Origin of the sequence: Chryseobacterium sp. PvR013, assembly GCF_017833095.1 — a bacterium.
Classification (GTDB): domain Bacteria; phylum Bacteroidota; class Bacteroidia; order Flavobacteriales; family Weeksellaceae; genus Chryseobacterium; species Chryseobacterium culicis_A.
On the sequence record NZ_JAFIBT010000001.1, the window covers coordinates 1,222,810 to 1,246,800 of the forward strand.

Sequence of the window (23,991 nt, forward strand, 5' to 3'; positions counted from 1 at the left end):
ACACAGTTTAATTTTTCTGTAATTTTGACTGAACGGCTGCCATTACTCCTTCAATCTGGCCTAATGCCAGCATTCTTCCTAAAAATGAATAACCGGGATTATAACCTTTGTCAATATCTTCTATTAAAAGTCTTCCGTGGTCTATTCTCATAGGAAGATCAGGATTTTCTTTTTCGAATACACGGATCACTTCAATGAGCTTTCCTCTTCCTCCCAGGTGATGAGCCTCGATGAAGTCACCGTTTTCAAAGACATTTGTACTTCTCAGGTGAACGAATTTGGTTCTGTGGGCAAATTTCTGCGCCAGTTTTGGAACATCATTCTGAAGGTTGGCACTTAGAGATCCGGCACAGAACGTTAAACCGTTGTGAGGGTTATCAACGGTTTTCAGAAGCCAGTCAATATCCTCTTCATTGGTTACTATTCTGGGTAAGCCCAGTAGTGAAAAAGGAGGATCATCAGGGTGTACACACATCTGGATATTCCATTTTTCACAGACAGGCATTATTTTTTCGAGGAAATATTTCATGTTCTGACGAAGTCTGTCTTTATCGATTCCATCATACAATGCCAATAAACTTTTGAACTTTTCTACGGGATTCAATTCGCCTTCTTTGATATTTCCATTCACGAATCCCTGTGTTTTTACAATGACTGAGTCTATCAGGTCATGATTATCTTTTTCCGTTAAGGTATTTTTTAATTCTTCTACCTTTTGAAGGATTTCTGAGCTGTAATCCCTTTCTGCTCCTTGTCTTTGAAGGATATGAATTTCGAAGTAGGCAAACTTGGCTTTGTCAAAATAAAGTGATGATGAACCGTCTTCCCATTCGTGGAAAAGATCGGTTCTTGCCCAGTCGAGAACAGGCATAAAGTTGTAGCAAACTGTTGTAATGCCTGCTTTACCCAGATTTTCTAGGCTAGTGATATAATTTTCTATTAAAGAGTCACGGTCTTCACCTCCATATTTGATGGCTTCGCTTACGGGAAGACTTTCCACAACAGACCAGCGAAGTCCGTGGCTTTCTATATAGTTTTTATAATCAATAATGGCCTCTGAATTCCAGATTTCTCCGTTTGGGATATCATGCAGAGCAGAAACAATTCCTTCTACTCCTATTTGACGAAGTGTGCTCAGTGCTATTTTGTCTTTTTTGCCAAACCAACGCCATGTTTTTTCCATAGTTTTAAATTTTAATTCAGATAAACAAAGCAGGTGCTTGCACACCCACTCTGTTGCTGATATGAATGTAGAATGAAATTAATTGTATCCTGGATTCTGATATTTTGCCTTAATATCTGCCGATACTTCCATTGCATCAATCTGGTTCTGAGGAATAGGTCTCAGATAGTGAAATGGTTTTATCGTTCTAGTAACCGTTTGCGGATTGTGATCTCCATAAGAAGCTCCTCCGATCTGATAAGTAGCTGCATAATCTCCCCACTTCTGAGTACGTACCAGATCATACCATCTGTAGAATTCTCCGTAATATTCACGGGATCTTTCTGCAAGAATATAATCAATGGTAATTACAGATGGTGTGGCAGCAGTCATTGCAGCACTGTTATCTGCTATATAAGCGGTATTCTGAGCATTGTTGAACTTCCATTTTCCGGCACGGGCACGGATAACATTGATAAGGTCTCTGGCTGTCATAGCGCCTGAAGCTCCTTTTACGGCTGCTTCCGCTGCAATAAAGTAGAATTCTGAGAATTTGGCAACGCTGAAAGGACGGGTTAATCCTGCATTCGGATATCCTAAACCGTTTGGATCATCAGTACGGTAAGTTCCGATTTTCCATAAGCCAGGATATACAATTCTGCTGATACCGTTCGGTGAAATTACCCAGTCTGCTCTTCCTGAAAGAGTTCCGGCTCCCACGCCGCTTTGTCCGGCTCCTGTAGGATAAGAAGGAGTCTGGCTGTCATCATTCAGGAAGCTTAGGATAGCGCCTCCCGGCTGTACAGGTAAATTATTGGCATTATAAAGTACAGGTACTGACGTTAATCCCGTTCCATTCTTGTTCCAGTTTCCTCTATAGGTGGTTACAAAAGTTCCGTCATAGCGGGAATCATTGGTTTTATCTGCAAAAGTATTTTTAATAACTCCTAAGGTAGGACACATACGAACCCATGGACGCCCCAGAGACTGAGCGGCTTCACGCTGCACACCACTTACTACATCTGCTCCCGCCCATGCTGTAGTTTTACTGCTTTTGATAGCAGTATAGTTCCAGGTTTGCATCCATGCTGCAAAATTATCCGGAGCCCAGCCTGAACCAAATCCTACGGGATCACTTTCATTATAGTAAGTACTAGACTGGGTATGGTCTGCATATAACATAGATTCGATATTTCTGTCATTTGAACCTACATTCACATCATAGAAAGTAGGCTGAAGTGCATAGGGTCCTGGGTTGTTGATTCCTTCCATCGCGATATCATAAGCCTGCTGGAAATACCACTGGGCATTGTGTCCGTCAGGATCATTTCTTGTCACTTCAGGATAAGTTGGAATGCTGTTTGGATTCTGCAGCCACCATCCATAAGTAAGATAAGCTTTGGCAAGCATCAATCTTGCTACATTTTTGGTGACACCTCCGGTTACTCTTGGTGAGGCAGGTAGATTTTCTACTGCTTTTTTAAGGTCAGCAAAAACAGTTTTTGTGTATACTTCCGGAACGGTATTTCTGGCAGAAGAGGTTGACGGCACAGTGTTGTATTTCAATTCTCCGGCCCCTAAATCCATGGGAACTCCTCCATAGGTCTGCACCAGCATGAAGTAGTAAAATCCACGAAAAAAACGGGCTTCAGAAACCATAGATTCGGCAATTCCGAATCCTGGACCTTTTTCAATAATACCATTGGCTGTATTGATATAGGGGAACACGGAATTCCAAACCATACTTGTAGGAAAAGTATTGGAATTGATAATACCGTTTCCGGACATATCCAATTCTTTAAAGTTACCATCTGCACTTTGTGCCCAGGTAGATTCGTCAGTTCCATTCTGGCAATTGCTCATAAAGTAGCCATTACCATATAATAACCTCATCTGTCTGTATAAGGCTGTAAACCCCTGATTAACTCCATCCGGTGTATTAAAATAATCAGCTGTATATATTGCTCTTGGCTGTTCATCAAGAATTTCACTACAACCTGTAAATGTTAAGGATAAAAAGATTGCTCCTAATAGTAGTTTTTTGTTAAAATTTATCATGACAGTACAGTTTTAAAAGGTTAAGTTAAGTCCCATTAAGTAATTTCTTGTGGAAGGGTTATTGGTTCCTATAACAAGCTGTCGGTTTTGATATCCGCTTACTGCCTGATTTTCATTTCCGAAAGAGTTTGGCTCCGGATCCATTCCTGAGAACTTATGATAAGGAGAAAATAATACAACGGGATTGGTTACCGTAAAGTAAATTCTTAAGCTGGTAATTTTCAGATCCTTTAAAAAGTCTTTATTGACATTATAACCTAATGTAATGGTACGAAGCTTAAGGTAAGAAGCATCAAACATGGCTAAAGTAGAAGAATATTTTGGATTGTCACCACTCAGATGGCGTCCCGGACGAGGAAAATAAGCCCCAGTATTATCTTCTGTCCAATAATCAACATCTACGTTATTTCCTCTTCCCGTTAATCTGTTAAGATAACTTGCAGATCCATAGATGGTACTTACCAGAATTCCCCCGTGCTGAAAAGCTCCTACTGTGCTTAGCTCAAAATTTTTGTAGGCAAAGCGCATATTGAATCCTCCCTGGAATTTCGGAGCAGTATCAAAGATCTGTCTGTCATCCGGACCAATTGCTCTTACCGGTGTTCCGTCAGCATTGTAACCTCCGGTGTAAAGAACTTTGATAGATCCTACAACATCTGCAGCAGTTCCCGGCTCAAGAATGTTCTGATAAGGATCGCCAGCCTGCCAAAGACCGATGTATTGATAATCATATAATGAATTAATATTATGCCCTACAAACCATAAGTTATTGACGTCACGTTCTGTTCCTGAAGCAAGCGATAAAATTTTGTTTTTATTGGTATAGAAATTAACTCCTGCTTCCCAGGTAAATCCATCCGGATTATCAAAAATAACCCCGTTTAAAGAAACTTCAACTCCTTTATTTTCTGTTTCTGCTACATTGGAAACAATGGATGACCATCCGCTTGTCGCAGGAAGACTTTTCTGTGTCAACAAATCATAGGTATGGGTTTTGTAATATTCCACACTCCCCGTAAGGCGGTTGTTCAAAATCCCGAAATCTACTCCATAGTTTTGTGTTTTTGAATACTCCCAACCAAGACTTGGATTAGGTGGTTGATTTCCATAGATCCCTGTACTTCCTGCACTTCCGTAGTTATAAGGAGCAACGTTAAATCTTCCCATTGTAGAATATGGATCTACTGCCTGATTGGAAGTCTGTCCCCATCCGGCTCTGAATTTAAGGAGATTGATGACTTTGACATTCTGCATGAAGGATTCATTGGTGACATTCCATCCTAATGATAATGCAGGATAAGTATGCCATTTGTTGCCCGGAGCAAGCCTTGATGATCCGTCAGCCCGAAGTGTTGCGGTTAGCATATACTTGTTATCATACGTATACATAATTCTTCCCATGGCTGAAAGCAGGCCGGTTTTCCAATAAATTTGGTCTTCTGGTCTTACAGTAATATCAGCCTGAGGCGACTGCCCTAGGTTGTAATACTGGAAAAAGTCTGCAGGGACATTCTTTGCACTCATGTATGAGCTTGTATACTTATTCTGTTCTGCCGAATATAATGCTACAGCATTTACTTTATGCTTACCAAATGTACGGTCATAGGTTAAAAGGTTTTCCAATACCCAATGATACGTCTGATTATTTCCTCTTCCTGCCGCTGAAGGCCCCAAAGGGTTTGTGTTAAAGACTCCTACACCTGAGTAATTTCCACTGTTTGAGGTACGGTAATCCAACCCTACATTTAATCTGTATTTGAGTCCTTTGATCGGAAGGCTGGCTTCCCCATAAAGATTGTTATAGGATGCAAATGCCTTGGTCTCGTCGATATATTTATCTCCCAGGCTTCCCAAGCTTCCCCTTGTATAAATCCATGTCTGATCGATACCGCCCGCTGTGCTCATGACTCTTTTCGGAGTTCCGTCCGGATTGTAAGGGTTAGCAATAGGAGAATAACCTAAAACAGCTCCCGGATTTACTCCGTTTCCTTCCGAAACTGAATAATTGGTATTGGTTGTAAAACCGAACTTAAAGATAGATCCTACCTGCTGGTCAATGGCCATTCGCAGAGCAAATCTTTCATAACTTTGAATTGGGATTAAAGCATTTTGTTTGAAGTATGACAGCCCCACATTATAATTTCCCCCATCTGTCCCGCCTGAAACCCCAATATCATGACTGGTCATCATCGCCGGCTTATAGTACAGGCTTTGCCAGTCTGTATTGACGCCGTTATTTTCATCAGCTCCGTTAGAATACAAAGGGGTTGTATTTCCTGCAGGAATTGCATAAGAACGTAACTTTGCAAACTGAGGACCATCCATCATCGGATATTTTGAAAATAAGGTCTGAACTCCCGTAAAGGTGTTGTAACTGAATTTGGGTCTCTGCCCTTTTGCTCCTCTGTTGGTAGTAACAAGGATAACACCGTTTGCTCCTCTGGATCCGTAAATTGCTGTAGCAGAAGCATCTTTCAGGATGTCAATACTTTTGATATCACTTGAGCTTATATCTCCCAGTGATCCCACAAAAGGAATACCATCCAATACGATCAACGGGTTGTTATCGCCTGTAAGAGATCGTGTTCCCCTGATACGGATCTGCATAGCAGCACCCGGTTTAGTGGAGGTTTGCGAGATATCTACCCCCGCCGTTCTTCCCTGTAATGCCTGGGTAATGTTGGCAGAGGGTACTTCACGCAGGGCATCTCCTTTTACAGTGGCTACAGAACCTGTCACAGCTTCTTTTCTCTGGGTTCCATATCCTATCACAACAACTTCATCTATTTTATTTTCTTTAGCTACTGTATCTTTCTTAACCTGTGAATATGCTATGCCGCAAGGCAATAAAGTCATTGCAAAAAACAGTGCAGCTCTATTGCTTTTATTGAAATAAAATCGGTTCATAATTATTATTTTAGTATTAGTTGTTGAATAAAAGGCTCTTTAATAATTATTGTGTATAAAAATCCTTAGTGTTGATAAGCCTTTTATTTTTAATTATATATACATATTCACGATCGCTTCAAACAATTCCTGTTTTCCGCTTTTTGGCTGTGGTTCGCCGATTTCGTGAGCGATTCTCTGAAGATCTTCCAATGTAAGTGAACCTTCCTCAAATGCTTTTCCATTTCCATTATCAAAAGAAGCATAGCGGTTTGTTTTCAGCTTTTTGTAATCTGAATTTTCAAGAATATCAGCCGCTGCAAGAAGACCTTTAGCGAAAACATCCATTCCGGAAATGTGAGAAATGAATAAATCTTCGGCATCAATAGAATTTCTTCTGATTTTAGCATCAAAGTTCACCCCTCCTGTTCCCAGACCTCCTGCAGGAAGCAGAACAAGCCATGCCTGAACCATATCATAATAATCAATCGGGAACTGATCCGTATCCCAGCCGTTCTGATAATCTCCTCTGTTGGCATCAATACTTCCTAAAAGTCCTGCATCTACTGCAACCTGAAGCTCATGTTCGAATGTATGTCCTGCCAATGTAGCGTGATTCACTTCGATATTCAATTTGAAATCTTTATCTAACCCATAATGTCTCAGAAAGCCTATTACGGTTTCAGAATCATAATCATACTGATGCTTGGTAGGTTCCATAGGCTTAGGCTCAATCAGGAAAGTTCCTTTAAAACCTTGTTGGCGTGCATAGTCTCTTGACATGGAAAGGAAACGAGCAAGGTGATCCTTTTCACGCTTCATATCGGTATTTAAAAGGCTCATATATCCTTCTCTTCCACCCCAGAAGACATAGTTTTCACCACCAAGCGCTATCGTAGCATCTATTGAATTTTTCACCTGAGTTCCTGCGCAAGCTACTACATCAAAGTTGGGATTGGTAGAGGCTCCATTCATGTATCTTTCATGAGTGAAAACGTTGGCTGTTCCCCATAAAAGCTTAATTCCTGTTTCCTGCTGCTTTTGTTTTGCGTATTCCACTATAGTCTGCATATTTTTCTCGTAGTCTTTCCAGTTACTGGCAGGATCTACCAGATCGATATCATGGAAGCAGTAGTAGCTAAAGCCCATTTTAGACATAAATTCAAAGCCTGCATCCATTTTGTGCATTGCTCTTGTTACCGGATCATTTCCGATATCCCAAGGGTGGTGAATGGTAGGTCCTCCGAATGGATCGCTTCCGTTTGCACATAGGGTATGCCACCATGCCATCGCAAATCTGGTCCAGTCTTTCATCGGTTTTCCCAGCACGATCTTTTCAGCATCATAATAGCGGAATGCCAACGGGTTCTTGCTTTCCTTCCCTTCAAACTTAATTTTTTCAATACCTGTAAAAAACTCTTTTGTACCTGTTAAAGTGTTCATATTTATTTGATTATTTTTAATTTATTTTTTTAATTTTTGCGTAGAGATTCCCTTCTCACTGATTCCTAAAAGTCAGTAAGAGGATGAAAAATGCTGTTGAATTTGTTCTAGATTATTTCGTTAAGATGATGTTTCCATCTGCCATAGGCTTCTAAATATTGTTCTTGTTTTTCGTGTTCAGGTTCTATTACTGCTATCTGTTCAAGTGAAGAAAATGCTTCTCTGGAATCTGCATAAAATCCTATTCCCATTCCGGCAGCTCTTGCCGCTCCTACCGCTCCATCGGTATCATAAAGTTCAATGACCGCATTGCTGACACTGGACAGTGACTGGCGAAAGATTGAACTTAAAAACATGTTGGCATTTCCTGCACGGATCACCTGGATATCCATACCTATATTTCTCATGATATCCATTCCGTATTCGTACGAGAATACAATACCTTCCTGTGCTGCGCGAAGAATATCACCTTTTGAATGAATATTGAAGTTAATTCCGTGAATTGAACAGCTAGTATCCTTATTTTCCAGCACTCTTTCAGCTCCGTTTCCAAAAGGAATAATGCTTAACCCTTTTGAGCCAATAGGTGAAAGTGAAGCCATATCATTCATATCACCATAAGAAGAAAGTGAGGTAGCGAAATTATGTTTCAGCCAGGAGTTTAAAATTCCTGTTCCGTTGATACAAAGTAAAACTCCCAGTCTGATCTGTTCCGGTGTGTAATTGACATGGGCAAATGTATTGACCCTTGATAATTTATCATATTCAAGCTGGTCCAGAACTCCATAAACCACTCCTGAAGTTCCTGCTGTGGAGGCAATTTCTCCCGGGTTAAAGACATTCAGGGAAAGCGCATTGTTGGGCTGGTCTCCTGCTCTGTATGAAATAGGGGTACCTTCTTTCAGACCTAATTCTTCAGCTGCTACCCTTGAAACTGTTGCCTGGATGCCAAAAGTGGGTACAATTTCCGGGAAAAAGCTTTTCGGGATCTCATAGTGGTTGATAATATCTTCCGAAATACAGTTGTTTTTAAAATCCCAGAAGATTCCTTCTGACAGTCCCTCAATTGTTATTCCTATCTGTCCGGAAAGTCTCATGGCAATATAGTCTCCCGGAAGCATGATTTTATCTATCTTTTCAAAAATTTCAGGCTCGTTTTCTTTTACCCAGGCAAGCTTTGATGCGGTAAAATTTCCCGGTGAGTTTAAAAGATGAGAAAGACATTTCTCTTCTCCTATTGTTTTGAAAGCCTTTTCACCGTAAGGAACAGCACGGCTGTCACACCAGATAATCGATGGTCTTAAAAGATTCTGATCTTTGTCTACCAGAATCAGCCCATGCATCTGCCAGGTAATTCCGATTCCTTTTATATCTTCAGCATGTACTCCGGATTCATGCATAACAGCTTCATGCGCTAATTTCAGATTAGTCCACCAGTCTACCGGATTTTGTTCTGCCCATCCTGGATTTATAGCAGTGATTTTCATCTCTTTTTTGGGAGAAAATTCAGAAGCAATCACTTTTCCGCTGGACGCCTCAATGAGACACACTTTCACAGAAGAACTGCCAATGTCATAGCCTAGTAAGTACATAATTTTTAAAAGGGTTATTTTATAAGTTTTGTATTGTTTTTCTTGTAGATCTTTGCATCAAATCTGTAATACCTTGCTGCACGGTGAGATACATCTTTCTGAATTTCGTCCAGAGGAACGATATAGGGGAATGAAGATATTTTTTTATGAAAATTCTTAATATCAATATTTTTTTCATTCAAAGCACTGTAAAGCTGATAGAGCTGTCTTATGGTGAATCTTTTTGGCAGCAGCTCAAATATGATGGAGAAATCAGATTCAATCCATTTTCTGATCTCCATTAAAGATTCAGTGATAATTTTGTTATGATCAAAAGGCAATACCGGAACTTCATCAACAGGATACCAGTCTACGGTTTCATATTTTGTACTGTTGATCTTGTGATCTATTTTACAAAGAGAAAGATAAGCCACTGTAATAATCCTGTCTATATGATGTTTATATTCCTGATCCATCCATTTGATATCATGCGCATTGCTTGCTCTCATCGGATCTGCAAAACACTTAAATTGTTTGAGCACCATTTTTTTTATCCCTGTCAGTTCATGAAGTACTCTTTGTGCAGCATCATCTACATCCTCGTCGCTGAAAATTAAACTTCCGGGAAGTTTGATCTGTTTTTCCAACGGTACATCATCAACATGGCGTTGTACCAGTAATATATTCAACCGGTTTTCATGGTCGAATCCAAAGACAACACAATCTACAGAGACATAGGTATGGATAAAGTTCTGATTCATTAGTTTGTTAACATTTTGGTAACATTACAAATATAAAAATTCATCTGAATAAAAAAAATAAATCCACCATTATCTACTGCTTATCAACCAATTACATATCGAATTTTTATGATATCAATTGTATAAAAAATATGATAAGGTTATCATTAATTTTACACTTAGTAATTTCATAAAACATGAATTCACAATCAATTGCAATTTTACAATACGTCTAAAAAGATTATTTTTTTTTGAATAAATATTATGATAAGAAGAATTAATTTTTTTTTCATTTTGCACGAAAAAAAAATGTAAAAAGCACACTTTTTATTATTAAAAAAGAAGCAAATCATTGTTTTCTATTACCATTTTTTACACTCTAACTGCAAATAATTACGAAACGATCAACTTAAACAGGAATATGATATCATAATGTAAACATGAAAACCGGAATATAATCAACGGCTTATTTGAAAATTTCATGAATACATTCTCAATAATATAAATTTTAAACTACAATCGCAGATAAAGAGGTTAGAGATAGTCTTGGATATTTTTATAACATAAAAAAACCTCCCGTGTCAATAGGGAGGTAAAAGTTCAAAATGAATTATAAGTAGAGTGATGTGGTGTTAAACAAGTTTTCTCTTCAAAACTTCTTTTAACATTAACAATGCCTGTGCCATATACATCACCGTTTAAAGAAATTTCGATTTTTGTGGTACATTTTGAGATCGCTAAGTTGAATTAAATTTTATAGTATTTTTATCTTCTTCACTACCTATCTATTTTTCTAAAACAGCCTGTTATGCAGTGATCTCAAAGCTTCTACCTTAAAGACTGAAGGAACTAATAATGAAATATTATTTTCACTTCCTCCGTAGGAAATCATTCGTATTGGAATATGCTTCACTGCTTCAGAGACAATAGTTGCATATCCGTGATTATTTTTCCTGAAATCACCTACAATACATATAATAGATTGCTCACTATCAATTTCAACAGCTGAAAAGGTGTTTAGTTCTCTTATAATTTCAGAAAGATTATCCGTGTGATCAATAGTAAGAGAAACAGCTACTTCAGAAGTTGTTATCATATCTATAGGTGTTTTGTATCGTTCAAAAATTTCAAAAACCTTTCTCAAAAAACCATAGGCCATCAGCATACGTGAAGATTGAATACGGATAGCCGTGATTCCATCTTTAGCAGCGATTGCCACAATTTGATTTTGATTGGTAGCCTCCCCAGAAATCAATGTTCCAACGGCAGATGGATTCATGGTATCTAATAACCTTACAGGAACATTATATTTTCTGGCAGGAAACACACTTTGGGGATGAAGAATTTTAGCCCCAAAATACGATAGTTCAGCTGCTTCATCAAAGCTAAGTCTGGCTATAGATTTTGTATTCTGTACATATCTCGGATCGTTATTATGAAAACCATCAATATCTGTCCAGATTTGAATTTCTTCTGTCTGCAATGCTGCTCCCAGCAAGGAAGCAGTATAATCAGAACCTCCCCTTTGCAGATTATCAATTTCACCCTGAGCATTTCTGCATATATACCCTTGGGTAATAAATAAAGTATCTTCCTGATATTTTGCAATTTCAACAGCTGCCTGTTTTCTTATTTTATCAATATTGGGTTCCTTATCTTCATCAATTACCATAAAATCTAATGCTGATAATAATACAGAAGAAACTTCTTTTTCCTTTAAGTATAAATGAAAAAGGGTGGTTGAAATAATCTCACCTTGTGCAAGAATAATACGTTCCGCTGTAGAAGAAAAATTTTTATGTTTGAACTGATAAAAAAGATCAAAAACCTTGTCAATAAAAGCTAAAGCTTCCAAAATTCCTTTTTCAGTTTTAAACAACTCATTTACAAATTTTATATATTTTTGCTCCAGTCCATCAATATGCTTGTAGGCTGCTTCAATATCTTTGTTTTCATATAGCTCAGATAATTTCACCAAATCATTTGTCGTACCTGAAACAGCTGACAAAACCACCAGATGTTTATCTGATTGCTGAGATCTGATTATTGGTAATAATTGTTCGATACGTTCCGGACTTCCTACTGAGGTCCCTCCAAATTTCAATACTTTCATAATAAGATTAATTGTTAATTTTTATCAATAAAAAAAAGAGCCTGTCGTGATGACAAGCTCCTTTTTTATTTAATTTCTAACCAATAGGAAAATGACTCACGACGTTGGACGTAAGTACTGTTTCTTTCCTTTTTTTAAGTTAGATAATATCATTTTCTTTTTTTGCTGGGCAAATATACATTTTTTTGTTAATCTTTATAAAAAAGTACGAGTTAAATTTAAGATTCTCATCATGAGTTTTCAGATGGGAACAATAAAACGCAAGCAATTTCATTATGTTGTATTTTTAACCAGAAACGCTGTAGTTCTCTACAAATTTTTCAAACTCCCGATCAGTATTTCGCATAACGGGGCCATGAACAAAGCAGATAATAGCAGGATTAAGTTTTGCTAACTTCTCGAGCGATTGGATATTTTGCTTTTGATCTGATGGAAATATACCGGGTGGAAGCCTCAAACCAACTGCTGTGGTAAGCAAATTGATATTTGTTGCCACATGTATAAAGATGTGAGGCAAATTTCTTTAAATGAATACGAAAAAATATCTAAAGAAAGCGACTTAGAAATATATAGAAAAAAAGCTTTTACAGGTGATAATCTTTAAGACTAATGAAGAACAGCAAAAATTTCTAAAAGATTTAGATATTAAAATCAAAGAAAGTAAAATTCATGATAATAATCCAATTGAGTTTATTCATAGATAGTGTTTCTCTGTTATTATCATTATTTTATTACAATAGGAATTACGAACTTTATTGATAAGCTATTCCCCACCTAATAGTGGGGAATTATTTATTTAGAAAAAAACAAATCAGCCTCCGCCTTTCTTCTCCGGATTAATCCATTTAAAACTTTCCCTCCAGCAGTAATATATCGTTTTATAAACCAATCTTTAATTTCAGAATCCGCTGCTTTTCTATTAATTAAAGAAAACAAAGTGTCAGATCCTCCGGTATTGTAAGTGTGAGATACAAGAGCATCAAATTGATTCTGCGTTAAATCCACTTTTACTTTTGAATTCACAATTTTTTCATAAGTTGGTAAGACTGCCACAAATAATTCAGCGCCTTTTTCTTTTGTGATTTCAGGATCTTTCATGGTTACTTTCTTTCCTCCAGAATAGTAAGTATTGCCATATCCTATTGTCGGAATTCCTGCAGAATCCAGATAGGGCTTAGCGCTGAAGCCTTCAAATGATACAATCAGATTGATTCCTTTTTGTGATGTTTTCATTTATTTCGTTTTTTTGTTCAGCAAAATTAAAATTGTAAATCCCAAGACAGTGAGGAAAAACACCCATTTTTAATTCTGGTATTATAAATCTCTTTTTAAGTAGATTATAGCGAACATTTTGTTGAATTTGCTCATTATCGGAACTTATTGAGGCTGCACTTATAAACTGAATATAAAAACAAAAAAACCTCCCGAATCACCGGAAGGTATACTGTAATTTGTCAGAAATATGAAATTTTCAATGCCCAAATATAATAAGTGTTTATATGCCGAAGTATGATCTGAATCATATCGCTGATAAAAACCATCATTGAGATTGTCATGGATCTGCGTATCCTTAAAATCAATATATGTTAGGAAAATAGTTGCTGCTTTTCACTCATCATTCCATTTATATCAAATTAAATTGTACATTTGCTTTTCTATTATGCAAAAATTTCTCAGAGTCTTTTTTGTTTTCTCTTTACTTCTGATATTTGTTTCGAATGTCAGCGGGGTAAGTACATGTCTTGATCATGCTCAACACGCCAAGAGTAAAGTGATCTATAAAAAAGGTTCAAAAGAAGAGAAAATCCTTACTTTTTCCCAGGACGACGAATGTCAGTGTGCTCTACATATGCACATGAATAATATTCTTCTCCCTGAGCCTTTGGATATGGATTTTGCTATTGATACAACCAATGATAACGAAATGCCACAACCTAAAGCCATTTCATATCGTTGTCTTCTTGACTTCTTCAGCTCCAGAGCTCCCCCATCTGCATTTTTCGCGGTAGCTTAATATACGCTGCCTTCATTTCCCGTATACAGATTCTATAAGTCTGTACTGTTATTCCGTGGATACCTGTGTCTTCACACAATTAAGGATATCCTTTTATTAATGGGCATTTTCATCGCCCGTACATCCCTTTTCATGACTACCAATAATTGTAATTATTTGGGAATAATTCATTGTATTTCCCTGAATTCTGTGAAACTTTTCAGCGTAAGTTTCCTCACCTCATCATCATTTTTGTATGCCCAGTCGCATTCTGAAGATTCTTTATCTACAGTGGTACAAACCGTTGAGATCATCGGAAGAAAGTCTAAAGATTATACTTCCGACTACTCTTTTGCCGCCACTAAGATTGCTATGAAAAATAAAGATCTGCCTTTAACGCTTAATACCGTTACCAAAGAACTGATCACCGACCGCCAGGCCTTCCAGCTTGGAGATGTTATGAAAAATGTGAACGGAGTTTCTCCTTCCAGCTATTATAACCAATATAACATTCGGGGAATCAGCCAAAATGAAGAAGGACAGATCATCAATGGAATGCGGACAAGGCAATATTACTTTTTGCAGCCGATGACTTCCAATATAGAACGTGTAGAAATTTTCAAAGGTCCGGCAAGTATTACCATGTCCAGTGTGGATCCCGGAGGAACCATCAATATGGTCACGAAAAAACCCTTGTCTAATCCTCGTCATGAGATCAGTTTATCAGGAGGCAGCTTTGATACTTACCGTGTCACAACAGATCTTACAGGCCCTTTGAATAAGAGTAAGACCTTATTATATCGTTTTAACGGAGCTTACCAGAATGCCCATTCATTCAGGGATTATGTCAAGAACAGCGGTATTCTGATCTCTCCTTCAATCACCTTTGTTCCCAATGAAAAAACATCAGTGAATGTAGAAATGATTTTCAATGATCTTTATGGAAATCTGGACAGAGGTCAGCCTATTTTCGGGGCGGTTGCAGGAAAAACAGATTTATACAGTACTCCAAGAACATTAAACCTTGGAGCACCCGATGATTTCTTTAAAACCAGAGAACTTATTATAATGGGAAGTGTTGCCCATCATTTTAACCCATCCATCAGCTTCAACGCTTCTTATATGAAGCAATACTGGAGAGAAAACCTTCAGGAACACAGAACTACCAATTCTTTTGTTCCCGATATGGATAACAAACCGGTTTCCAGCCTTGCCATGATGCAGTTTGTGCAAAGAAAACAAAATTGGGCAACAGACAATATTAATGCTTATTTTAATTTTAAATTCAAAACAGGTTCTGTTCAGCATCAGGCTTTAATTGGCTATGACAGTCAGATTTGGGAAAAACGTAAAGGCGGGCAGCAGAATACAGCAAGAGGTTTTCTTTTAAAGAATGGCTCTGTGGTTTCATCCTACAATCCTGCAAAAGCTTCAGAGTATCAGACTGTCAATTACAATGGGACACTCATTCCTAAACCGAATGTCACTCCGTTTGATCTGAACCCGGGAGCGGAAAATTATCAGGGTACGGATTTTAATACCCTTAATGTGATTACGCCTCTGCCTTCTGCTCTTACCACTACTCATGCGGCTTATATCCAGCATCTTTTTACCTGGAAGAAGTTTAAAATATTATCAGGGATACGCCATGAATGGTTTCAGGACATCACTAATTTCAAAGAATCCAACGAATCTTCATTTCAAAACAACAAACTTCTGTACAGGTTCGGTATTACCTACAGCATAACGGATAACATCAATCTGTATGGGACTTTCCTTACCGGATATCAACCTCAGTCCAATACGGTAACATTGATGCCTAATACCTCCGGTCTTACAGGATCTGCAGCGAGATTTAAACCTTTAACCTCAGATCTTAAAGAACTGGGAATCAAAACACAGCTTTTTGGCAGAATCTCTCTGAATCTTGCAGTGTATGAGATCAACCAAAGAAATCTTATCATCAATGCCAATAATCCTTCAGAACCTGATGAGCTTATACAGCGTGGTGCCGACCAAAGCCGCGGATTTGAAGCCGAGTTTTCCGGACATATTCTCCCTCAATGGCATATTTACGGAGGCTACAGTTATATTGATGCAAAAATATTGGATGATACCCATCTGGACCTTGTGGGAAAAAGAAAAGAAAATACTTCTAAAAATTCCGTCAATATCTGGACACGCTACAATTTTTCAAATATTGAACTGATAAAAGACTTTGGAATTGGAGCAGGAATGCTTTACCAGAGTTCTAAAGTTCCATGGTTCACAAGAAGTTTTGAACTTCCCGAATATACTACGATAGATGCTGCATTGTATTACACTCCGGCAAAGACTGTTCAGCTTGTTTTTAATCTGAATAATATCACCAACAAAGTCTACTGGATCGGAGCTCAGAACTATCTAAGGCTATTTCCGGGAACTCCAAGAAATTATTTACTAACCGCTACTTACAAATTTTAATATATGGCAATTTCAAACTTACAATTGATGGTGAGAAAAACCTGGCAGGATTTGTTTAAAGGAAAACAAAGCCTCCTCACCATGATTACTGTTCTCCTATTCTGTCTGTTGAGCATCAGCATAGGATATGCAAAATACACTGATTCCTTTTCAAAAATAAAAGAATACCGGAAAGAAGTACGGGAAAGCTGGGAACACAGACCTGATAAGCATCCGCACCGTATGGCTCATTATGGCTATCTGGTTTTCAGAATTGGGCATCCTTTGAATATTTTTGATAATGGATTGGACGATTATCTTGGGAATGTCATATTCCTGGAAGCCCATAAACAGAATACAGCGAACCTTTCAGAAGCCGGAAGTTCAGGAACTTTGGTCAGATTTGGAGCTTTCAGCAGTGCTTTTATTCTGCAGAGCATTGTTCCTTTGATTATCCTTTTCTTAGGATTTGGATTAATTGTACAGGAACGTGAAAATGCCACATTAAAAATCATCAGCGTACAGGGAGCTTCAGGAAGAGATATTGTCTGGGGGAAAGTCATAGGACTGTGGCTTTTTTCTTTATGTTTCCTGATTCCGGTAATTCCTGTTGTTTTGGCAGCTACACTTCTGTCAGAAACTACTGATTCTGCTGATATTGTAATAAGGCTTGCATTGATATTGCCTGCTTATATGATCTATTATTTTTTTATCAGCGCTTTGACTATTATTGTTTCGGCGAACCATAAAAGTACTTCTTCAGCATTGATCAGCCTTATAGGTTTCTGGCTTCTTTTCATTATTGTTTTGCCTAAGGGAATTCAGTTTGCCGCACAGAACCTTTATCCCGCACCTTCCCGTATTGCTTTTGAAACTACGCTGGAAAAGGATATTTTAAAATCAGGAGACAGCCACAATCCTGATGATCCGCACTTTAAGAAGATCAAAGATTCTTTATTGGCAAAGTATAAGGTAAAAACAACCAATGAGCTTCCTTTCAACTATGGCGGATTTGTCATGAAGGAAGGGGAAAAAATAAGTTCACAGATTTATATCAGACATCAGAAAGAACTGCAGACCATTTATAACAAACAACAAAACCTTACGGATATTTCAGGACTGATTAATCCGGCCATTGCTATTAAAAACTTTTCCATGATTGCTACAGGTACGGATTTCTTCTCTTATACCCAATTTCAAAAGCAGGCAGAAGAATACCGCTATCAGATGGCTCAGCATTTAAATGACCTGCAAATTGAACATATCAGCAATGTAAAGCCTGAAAATGGAGGGCCACCCGCTGTAATCGACAAAGACAACTGGGAAAAATTTCCGGATTTTGAATATCAATATACTCCTGTTTTGTACAGTCTGAAAGAACAGCCAATTCCTGCTGCTGCATTGGTTCTATGGCTGGCTGTATGTGTTATTGCAATTGAAATAAGTGGAAGAAAATTAAAACTCATCTAAATGAATCGTTATTTATATACTCAATTTTACCGTAACAAGGCTTATATCATTGCATTGTTGTTTTTATTCATGGCTGGGATCATGGCCATTTATACCGGAAAAAAATTTCTGGATCGGAACGAGGATATCATTTCCAAAAGTGAAACATTTCAAAAAGAAAGCATTCAACGGAATATAAAATTCCATAAAGATGATCTGGGACTGGTTCTTTACTACATCAAATTTAATTTAGTGAATGAAACTCCCAGAATTGCCGCTTTAAATATCGGAATGCGGGATTTAAACCCATCTATCCAGGGAGTGACCATCCGAAATCTGGAGGAACAACGCTACAATTCTGATTTTTATAATCCTGCCAATGCGGCTGTCGGAAATTTTGACTTTAGTTTTGTCATTGTTTTCCTTTTTCCTCTGGTGATTGTGGCGTTCTGTTATAATCTGATTTCTGAGGAAGAAGAAAGAGGAACCTGGAAATTGCTTTCGGTACAAAGCGGAAATTTACAAAAGCTTCTGGATCATAAGATGCTTATCCGTCTTTTGGCTGTTACTGCGGTATATCTGGCATTAATGATCATCGCCTCAGTTTGGATAAAAATACCTTTGGATCTGTATTATATTGCTTTTCTTATCAGCGGATGGCTTTATCTTCTGTTCTGGTTTGCCTTATGCAGGTGGGTTATTTCTTTCCGAAAATCATCAGCTCAGAATGCGTTAATCCTTCTGATCGTATGGGTGGGCATTAACTTTATTATTCCGATGAGCAGTAATATTCTGATACAAAAGATATACCCTGTTAACGAATCTCTTAAAGCAGTGATGGAACAGAGAGAAGGCTATCACAATAAATGGGATGAAGCTAAGCTCCCTACCATGGAAAAATTTTACAAAGCATATCCTCAATACAGAAATTTCACCGTAGAAGAAAATGATACGTTCACCTGGACATGGTATTACGCCATGCAGCATATGGGAGATCTTGAATCTGCAGCATCTTCTGAACAGTATACAGAAAAAATGCAAAAACGAAATCAGGCTGCAGTTTATTTAGGTTATTTCCTTCCCAACCTTCATACCCAGCTTGTAGAAAGCCATCTGGCAAAAACGGATATGAATAATAATCTGCAGTATGCCTCTTCACTCAAAAAATTCCATGAGAAAAAACGATTGTACTTCTACCCTCTTATTTTTTCAGGACAGACGGCAGAACCTATCAACTGGGGACAGCAAACCATACAGGTATTCAAATTATCTGCACCTATCCAATGGATACAGATCCTTCTGCCATACCTCATCTTCATCACACTATTCATTATCCTTTCACAATACAAATACAGAAAACTATGTTAAAAACGATCAACCTACATAAAAAATATAATGATTTTACAGCACTTCATTCTCTTAATCTGGAAGTAAAGAAAGGGGAAATCTTTGCGCTACTCGGGCAAAACGGAGCAGGTAAAAGTACAACCATCAATATTCTTCTTGGGCTTATAAAAGCCACTTCCGGAGATGCCTTCATTCATGATATTTCAGTAAAAGATCAGCCTCAGAAAATAAAAAAACATCTGGCATATATTCCTGAAACAGTGCTTTTATATCCTCATCTTACCGGATTGGAGAATCTCGATTTTTTCTCCAAAATTGCTGGATTTAATTATGAAAAAGAAGAGCTTTCCGCATTACTCATGCGTACAGGATTACAGGAGACAGCTCACCACAAAGCCCTGGGAGGATATTCAAAAGGGATGCGGCAAAAGGTAGGTATTGCTATTGCCCTTGCCAAAGATGCAAAAGTACTTCTTCTGGATGAGCCTACCAGCGGACTGGATCCAATAGCAACAGCCGAATTCACTGAAATTGTTCGCCAGCTGGGGAAAGAAGGCAGAACTATTTTAATGGCTACTCATGATATTTTCAATGCAGTAAGTGTAGCCACCAATATCGGAATTATGAAACAGGGAGAGCTGGTGCAAAATCTGCCTTCCAAAGCTTTTACCGCTCAGGAATTACAGGAGCTGTATCTGAAAACGATTTAATTTTCATATTAAATATCAATTGGTTGATGCCCGGTGACATTTTTGTTACCGGGCATTTTTTGGTATTGTCTATTTATGTTAATCCTTTTTTGTATTCGGATAAGGCTCTTTCACGGGCAAAAGTGTGTTCGACGATTGGGGAAGGATATGCTGAGGTATTCCATTCCGGAAGCCACTTTTTGATATACAATAAGTCTTTATCAAACTTTTCAACCTGAGCTGTCGGATTAAAAACCCTGAAATAAGGAGCCGCATCACAGCCGGAACCTGCTGCCCACTGCCAGTTTCCGTTGTTTGCAGACAAATCATAATCATTAAGTTTTAAAGCAAAATACGCTTCTCCCCAACGCCAGTCGATCAGCAGATGTTTACATAAGAAACTCGCCACAATCATTCGTACACGGTTATGCATATAACCAGTCTGATTTAATTCTCTCATTCCGGCATCTACAATTGGGTAGCCTGTAGTTCCTTCACACCAATGTTTAAATTCTTCTTCGTTATTCCGCCAGTTAATATTATCATACTGCTTTTTAAAAGACTGATGAACCACTTGCGGAAAATGATATAAAATCTGCATAAAAAACTCACGCCAGATCAATTCTGAAAGCCATACAGCATTATGTTTCAGGGCAAAGGCCACACATTTCCTGATGCTGATGGTTCCAAAACGTAAAGCAATTCCCAATTGGGTTGTATGCTGTAAGGCCGGATAATCACGAAATTGATCATAATGATCTATAATTGAAGCATTCAGAACAGGATGGGTAAAATTAATTTCCGTTTTTCTGAAACCAATCTCCTTTAGGGTAAGAATGTCTGTATATTCCTGTGGGAAAAGGTTTGTAAAGCTGGGCTCTACAGATTTATAATGTTCAGGAGTTAAGGTTTCCCTCCATTTCTTTGCAAAAGGGGTGTAAACAGTATAGGGTGTGCCATCCTTTTTAATAATCTGATCCTTATCAAAAATTACCTGATCTTTGTAGGCTTTGAAGGGGATATTCTTTTCCTTGAAAAAATAATAGACTTCCTTATCTCGTTCAATGGCCTGAGGTTCATAATCTCTGTTGCAAAAAACACCTTCAATAGTATATTCTTCGCATAATTTTTTAAATATTTCTATAGGTTTGCCATAGTAAGTATTCACTTTTGAATGGTATTTTTCCAAGGAAATATTGATAGCCGTCAAAGCCTGATGAATATAATCCACCCTGCGGTCTTCTTTATCTTCCAGTTTTTCGAGAATATCACTATCAAAGATAAATACAGGCATTACAGGAGCATCAGATTGGAGTGCATGGTGAAGTCCGATATTGTCTTCCAATCTCAAATCACGTCTGAACCAAAAGAGGGTGATTGTATTTTTCATAGAAGTTCTTTTCAATTTCATTGATCATTTCTGTTTTAGAATTGCTTTCGTAAATACGGATAAATATACAGATTTTAACCTATAAATAATTTTAGTGATTTGTATTATTTGGCTTTATCATTATAATTTGTATGATAATATGAATTAAAATTTTCCGACATTTGTCTGGATTTTAAATGAATAGAAACTTACAGTAATGGAAGAATTTGAAGTACCGGTAACTTATAAAGGTAAAGAACTGCTTTTCAACGGAAAGCTTGCAACATTTTCTTACGGATACAAATTATATGTGGATGTGGAGGGCACTGAAGTCGTTATTGAACGTGATGATCACGGTGATTTGCGGGCTCTTTTGCCGGATACTACTGCGGAAAAGTCTATAGATAAAGGACTTATTGAAGCCATTATTGAGGTATTTAAAGAACTTCAGGTTTTATAATTCGTATTCTGAATAAAAAAGAGACCTTTCAAAAGTCTCTTTTCATTCAAATATATTTTATTTTGTTTATTCAAACACAACATAGTTCACCTTATCTACACCCGTATTTCCGGTTTTCTCATGATAGGCATACAGGACGAGTTCATAATTTCCCGGAGAATTGATTAAATGACTTCCTTCAAACAGATTGGTTGATACCCAGGACATCTCTATATTCTTCACAAACTTTCCGTCTTTCTTAAGGATTCCTTTTACTTCAATTTCATTGGAATTCCATACTCCATCTTTATCAATGACACATCCGCACATCATGACAATATTAGCCTGAAACTGGAAAGGCTTGTCTTTAATACTGTTCAATGCGATATACTGATGGGTTCTGGGTTTCAGAATATCAATAATATAGCCGGGAATTTCAAGGATTATTCCTTCTCCCAAAATATGTTTCCCGGGAATAAGCCATAGTTCTGTGCTTACAACGGCCTGAGCCTGTTTACTGTTCAGAGGAGAGATAACTTCTATATTCACAAATGTAGGTTCGTCAATATCCACAGCAGCCATAAAACCTCCCGTTTGTGCATCGACAATTGAGCTCCCTCTGGTTTTAGGCGTTTTCATAATCAGATCAGTATTCCCGGTGCTTCCGGTTGTATTTCCTTCTGCCAGAATTCTCTGATTAAGTTTATTTCTAATGATAACATGAGCTCCACCTAATGAAGTTCCGATAAATTTTGCATCTCTTGCCTTAGCTCTTATCATGATTTTTGTTTCTGTTGCAGAAATCATAAGATTGGAAAAAAGAAATGCTGTGAGGAGAATGAATGCTTTCATGATTGAGTTGATTTTAAATATTCTTGTTTAAAACGATGATGAAAAGATTCGTTTTTCAGTTCCTGATCAATATGATCCAGATAAGTAAAAATTGCCAGATCTTCAGATAAAACCTTCAGGATTGCTTTTTCACAACTGTCCCAGATCTGCTCCAGCTGTGGGAGCTTTTCAATGGCTTTGGGAGACAATGAAATGATCTGCTTCCGTTTATCCACACTGTCTTTTCTGATCATGAGATAACCATTTTCATTCATTTTTTTAACGATCACCACAACGGACGGATGAGAATACCCTAGGGGTTCAGCAATATCAGTAATTGAAATTTCACCCTTCCTTTTCAGCAGCATAAACACCAGATACCAATTCGGTTCCACATCGATCTCAAATTCTTTATAAAATTTCCTCACATCATGAGACATTCTGTCACTGATTCTTTTCAACCGACTATCTAAAGCCTTATACCCTAGTTCTCTAATAAAGTCAAAATCCATCTGAAATTTTTTTGCTGTAAATATATAAAAATATAAAGTCAACTATATAGTTAGCTTTATATTTTTTTGAATTAAGAATTTAAGATAAAAGTTATTTGAAGTTCTTCCTGTATTCACCAGGCGTTACTCCTCTGTATTTTTTAAAAAGTTTGGAAAGATGGCTTTCATCACTGAACTGAAGTTCATAAGCAATTTCACTTAGACGGACACTGCTGTATTTCAAATAGGTTTCCACCAGCTTTAGTCTGTAATCCAACAGATAATCCTGATAGGAAGTCCCTGTTTGTTGTTTAAAATATTCTCCGAAATAATTCCCTGAAATTCCAAAATGTTCAGCAATCTTCTGAATTCCTGTCTTCTCACGATCCTTTATGTTCTGCTGAATATACGCGATGATCTTCATGATGGAAAAAGCTTTCCGGTTTTCCTGGAGATCAGAAGTTTCACTCTGAATAATATTCCTTGCAATCAGATTGAGAAGGATTGACATACAGTTGCGGATAATAAGATAATCATCTGCTTTATTGTTAAATTCATTGACGATCTGCAGAATAAGAGTTTCTGCAAAATGTTCATCGTTTTTATTTCTGAAAACACATCCTGCCCTTGCGTGATAATTATTACTGATATACTGCAGCTTATACAAATTCTCACAGCTTTCAATACGATCTGCTTCCAACCGGATTTTATCAATAAATTCAACCGGACATTGAATACTGATAAGCCGGGCAGCTTTGCTTTCAAAACGATACACTTCCTGCTCCGGAATAATGAAAAGCTTACCCTCAGAGAAATTAATATTCCGCTCATCATACATAAGCGTTCCTTCTCCTTTGACAATATAAACGAATGAAAGAAAAGTCTTTGTCCTGAACAACATCTCTTCTTTCAGTTGTATCTCCCTTACTTCAATCCCTTCAAGATGCATTCCTTTCATTACACACTCA

General features: G+C 37.6%; 18 protein-coding genes and 1 pseudogene. 6 read left to right on the forward strand and 13 right to left on the reverse strand.

The genetic code is table 11. The features are described from left to right. Window positions 1–7: 7 nt before the first annotated feature. The 9 genes and pseudogenes from uxuA to JOE44_RS05615 form a co-directional block, all read right to left on the reverse strand. Complete coding sequence (uxuA, locus tag JOE44_RS05580) at window positions 8–1,183, reverse strand: mannonate dehydratase (protein ID WP_209784705.1); 1,176 nt, start codon at window positions 1,181–1,183, stop codon at window positions 8–10. Window positions 1,184–1,261: 78 nt separating this feature from the next. Beyond that, window positions 1,262–3,220, reverse strand: a complete 1,959-nt coding sequence (locus tag JOE44_RS05585) for a RagB/SusD family nutrient uptake outer membrane protein (RefSeq protein ID WP_209784706.1) — start codon at window positions 3,218–3,220, stop codon at window positions 1,262–1,264. Window positions 3,221–3,232: 12 nt separating this feature from the next. After that, window positions 3,233–6,127, reverse strand: coding sequence for a SusC/RagA family TonB-linked outer membrane protein (locus tag JOE44_RS05590; protein WP_209784707.1), 2,895 nt, complete (start codon window positions 6,125–6,127; stop codon window positions 3,233–3,235). A 93-nt stretch (window positions 6,128–6,220) separates the two neighbouring features. Beyond that, complete coding sequence (gene xylA / locus JOE44_RS05595) at window positions 6,221–7,549, reverse strand: xylose isomerase (RefSeq protein WP_209784708.1); 1,329 nt, start codon at window positions 7,547–7,549, stop codon at window positions 6,221–6,223. Between the two features lie 107 nt (window positions 7,550–7,656). Beyond that, complete coding sequence (locus tag JOE44_RS05600) at window positions 7,657–9,141, reverse strand: FGGY family carbohydrate kinase (RefSeq protein ID WP_077415956.1); 1,485 nt, start codon at window positions 9,139–9,141, stop codon at window positions 7,657–7,659. A gap of 14 nt (window positions 9,142–9,155) precedes the next feature. After that, window positions 9,156–9,881 (reverse strand): NUDIX domain-containing protein, encoded by a 726-nt coding sequence (locus tag JOE44_RS05605; RefSeq protein ID WP_077415954.1) that lies wholly within the window; start codon window positions 9,879–9,881, stop codon window positions 9,156–9,158. Window positions 9,882–10,653: 772 nt separating this feature from the next. After that, on the reverse strand, window positions 10,654–11,973 hold the full coding sequence (locus tag JOE44_RS05610) for an aspartate kinase (protein WP_209784709.1): 1,320 nt from the start codon (window positions 11,971–11,973) through the stop codon (window positions 10,654–10,656). A 286-nt stretch (window positions 11,974–12,259) separates the two neighbouring features. Next, window positions 12,260–12,466 (reverse strand): annotated as a pseudogene (locus tag JOE44_RS25105) (MBL fold metallo-hydrolase); the annotation flags it as partial. Between the two features lie 299 nt (window positions 12,467–12,765). Beyond that, window positions 12,766–13,206 carry a lysozyme gene (locus tag JOE44_RS05615; RefSeq protein WP_209784710.1) on the reverse strand — a complete coding sequence of 147 codons (441 nt, stop codon included), beginning with the start codon at window positions 13,204–13,206 and terminating at the stop codon, window positions 12,766–12,768. Between the two features lie 427 nt (window positions 13,207–13,633). Here JOE44_RS05615 and JOE44_RS05620 point away from each other — a divergent pair, with 427 nt between their 5' ends. The 5 genes from JOE44_RS05620 to JOE44_RS05640 all read left to right on the forward strand — a co-directional run bounded on the left by JOE44_RS05620 (window position 13,634) and on the right by JOE44_RS05640 (window position 19,914). Next, a complete protein-coding gene (locus tag JOE44_RS05620) occupies window positions 13,634–13,987 on the forward strand; it encodes a hypothetical protein (protein ID WP_209784711.1) in 354 nt (117 codons plus the stop codon). Window positions 13,988–14,119: 132 nt separating this feature from the next. Then, window positions 14,120–16,429: a TonB-dependent siderophore receptor gene (locus JOE44_RS05625; RefSeq protein ID WP_245169717.1), complete on the forward strand. Its 2,310-nt coding sequence runs from the start codon at window positions 14,120–14,122 to the stop codon at window positions 16,427–16,429. A gap of 3 nt (window positions 16,430–16,432) precedes the next feature. Beyond that, window positions 16,433–17,878 carry a DUF3526 domain-containing protein gene (locus tag JOE44_RS05630; RefSeq protein ID WP_209784713.1) on the forward strand — a complete coding sequence of 482 codons (1,446 nt, stop codon included), beginning with the start codon at window positions 16,433–16,435 and terminating at the stop codon, window positions 17,876–17,878. Next, window positions 17,879–19,225: a DUF3526 domain-containing protein gene (locus JOE44_RS05635; RefSeq protein WP_209784714.1), complete on the forward strand. Its 1,347-nt coding sequence runs from the start codon at window positions 17,879–17,881 to the stop codon at window positions 19,223–19,225. Then, a complete protein-coding gene (locus tag JOE44_RS05640) occupies window positions 19,219–19,914 on the forward strand; it encodes an ABC transporter ATP-binding protein (RefSeq protein WP_105682558.1) in 696 nt (231 codons plus the stop codon). Before JOE44_RS05635 ends, JOE44_RS05640 begins: the two co-directional genes overlap by 7 nt. A gap of 73 nt (window positions 19,915–19,987) precedes the next feature. On the opposite strand, the gene JOE44_RS05645 is transcribed toward JOE44_RS05640, so the two are convergent. After that, window positions 19,988–21,283, reverse strand: coding sequence for a deoxyribodipyrimidine photo-lyase (locus JOE44_RS05645; protein ID WP_209784715.1), 1,296 nt, complete (start codon window positions 21,281–21,283; stop codon window positions 19,988–19,990). 196 nt (window positions 21,284–21,479) lie between these two features. Here JOE44_RS05645 and JOE44_RS05650 point away from each other — a divergent pair, with 196 nt between their 5' ends. Beyond that, on the forward strand, window positions 21,480–21,722 hold the full coding sequence (locus JOE44_RS05650; protein WP_209784716.1) for a hypothetical protein: 243 nt from the start codon (window positions 21,480–21,482) through the stop codon (window positions 21,720–21,722). 66 nt (window positions 21,723–21,788) lie between these two features. On the opposite strand, the gene JOE44_RS05655 is transcribed toward JOE44_RS05650, so the two are convergent. From JOE44_RS05655 to JOE44_RS05665, 3 genes are all read right to left on the reverse strand, one after another. Beyond that, entirely contained in the window at window positions 21,789–22,553 is a 765-nt protein-coding gene (locus JOE44_RS05655) for a hypothetical protein (protein WP_209784717.1), read from the reverse strand. Next, window positions 22,550–23,044, reverse strand: coding sequence for a MarR family transcriptional regulator (locus tag JOE44_RS05660; protein WP_209784718.1), 495 nt, complete (start codon window positions 23,042–23,044; stop codon window positions 22,550–22,552). Before JOE44_RS05660 ends, JOE44_RS05655 begins: the two co-directional genes overlap by 4 nt. A 91-nt stretch (window positions 23,045–23,135) precedes the next feature. After that, window positions 23,136–23,981: an AraC family transcriptional regulator gene (locus JOE44_RS05665; RefSeq protein ID WP_209784719.1), complete on the reverse strand. Its 846-nt coding sequence runs from the start codon at window positions 23,979–23,981 to the stop codon at window positions 23,136–23,138. Window positions 23,982–23,991 lie beyond the last annotated feature (10 nt).

Coding starts and splice junctions, on each gene's coding strand:
- uxuA (WP_209784705.1), bottom strand. CDS start 1,183: ATGGAAAAAACATGGCGTTGGTTTGGCAAAAAAGACAAAATAGCACTG.
- JOE44_RS05585 (WP_209784706.1), bottom strand. CDS start 3,220: ATGATAAATTTTAACAAAAAACTACTATTAGGAGCAATCTTTTTATCC.
- JOE44_RS05590 (WP_209784707.1), bottom strand. CDS start 6,127: ATGAACCGATTTTATTTCAATAAAAGCAATAGAGCTGCACTGTTTTTT.
- xylA (WP_209784708.1), bottom strand. CDS start 7,549: ATGAACACTTTAACAGGTACAAAAGAGTTTTTTACAGGTATTGAAAAA.
- JOE44_RS05600 (WP_077415956.1), bottom strand. CDS start 9,141: ATGTACTTACTAGGCTATGACATTGGCAGTTCTTCTGTGAAAGTGTGT.
- JOE44_RS05605 (WP_077415954.1), bottom strand. CDS start 9,881: ATGAATCAGAACTTTATCCATACCTATGTCTCTGTAGATTGTGTTGTC.
- JOE44_RS05610 (WP_209784709.1), bottom strand. CDS start 11,973: ATGAAAGTATTGAAATTTGGAGGGACCTCAGTAGGAAGTCCGGAACGT.
- JOE44_RS05615 (WP_209784710.1), bottom strand. CDS start 13,206: ATGAAAACATCACAAAAAGGAATCAATCTGATTGTATCATTTGAAGGC.
- JOE44_RS05620 (WP_209784711.1), top strand. CDS start 13,634: ATGCAAAAATTTCTCAGAGTCTTTTTTGTTTTCTCTTTACTTCTGATA.
- JOE44_RS05625 (WP_245169717.1), top strand. CDS start 14,120: ATGACTACCAATAATTGTAATTATTTGGGAATAATTCATTGTATTTCC.
- JOE44_RS05630 (WP_209784713.1), top strand. CDS start 16,433: ATGGCAATTTCAAACTTACAATTGATGGTGAGAAAAACCTGGCAGGAT.
- JOE44_RS05635 (WP_209784714.1), top strand. CDS start 17,879: ATGAATCGTTATTTATATACTCAATTTTACCGTAACAAGGCTTATATC.
- JOE44_RS05640 (WP_105682558.1), top strand. CDS start 19,219: ATGTTAAAAACGATCAACCTACATAAAAAATATAATGATTTTACAGCA.
- JOE44_RS05645 (WP_209784715.1), bottom strand. CDS start 21,283: ATGAAAAATACAATCACCCTCTTTTGGTTCAGACGTGATTTGAGATTG.
- JOE44_RS05650 (WP_209784716.1), top strand. CDS start 21,480: ATGGAAGAATTTGAAGTACCGGTAACTTATAAAGGTAAAGAACTGCTT.
- JOE44_RS05655 (WP_209784717.1), bottom strand. CDS start 22,553: ATGAAAGCATTCATTCTCCTCACAGCATTTCTTTTTTCCAATCTTATG.
- JOE44_RS05660 (WP_209784718.1), bottom strand. CDS start 23,044: ATGGATTTTGACTTTATTAGAGAACTAGGGTATAAGGCTTTAGATAGT.
- JOE44_RS05665 (WP_209784719.1), bottom strand. CDS start 23,981: ATGAAAGGAATGCATCTTGAAGGGATTGAAGTAAGGGAGATACAACTG.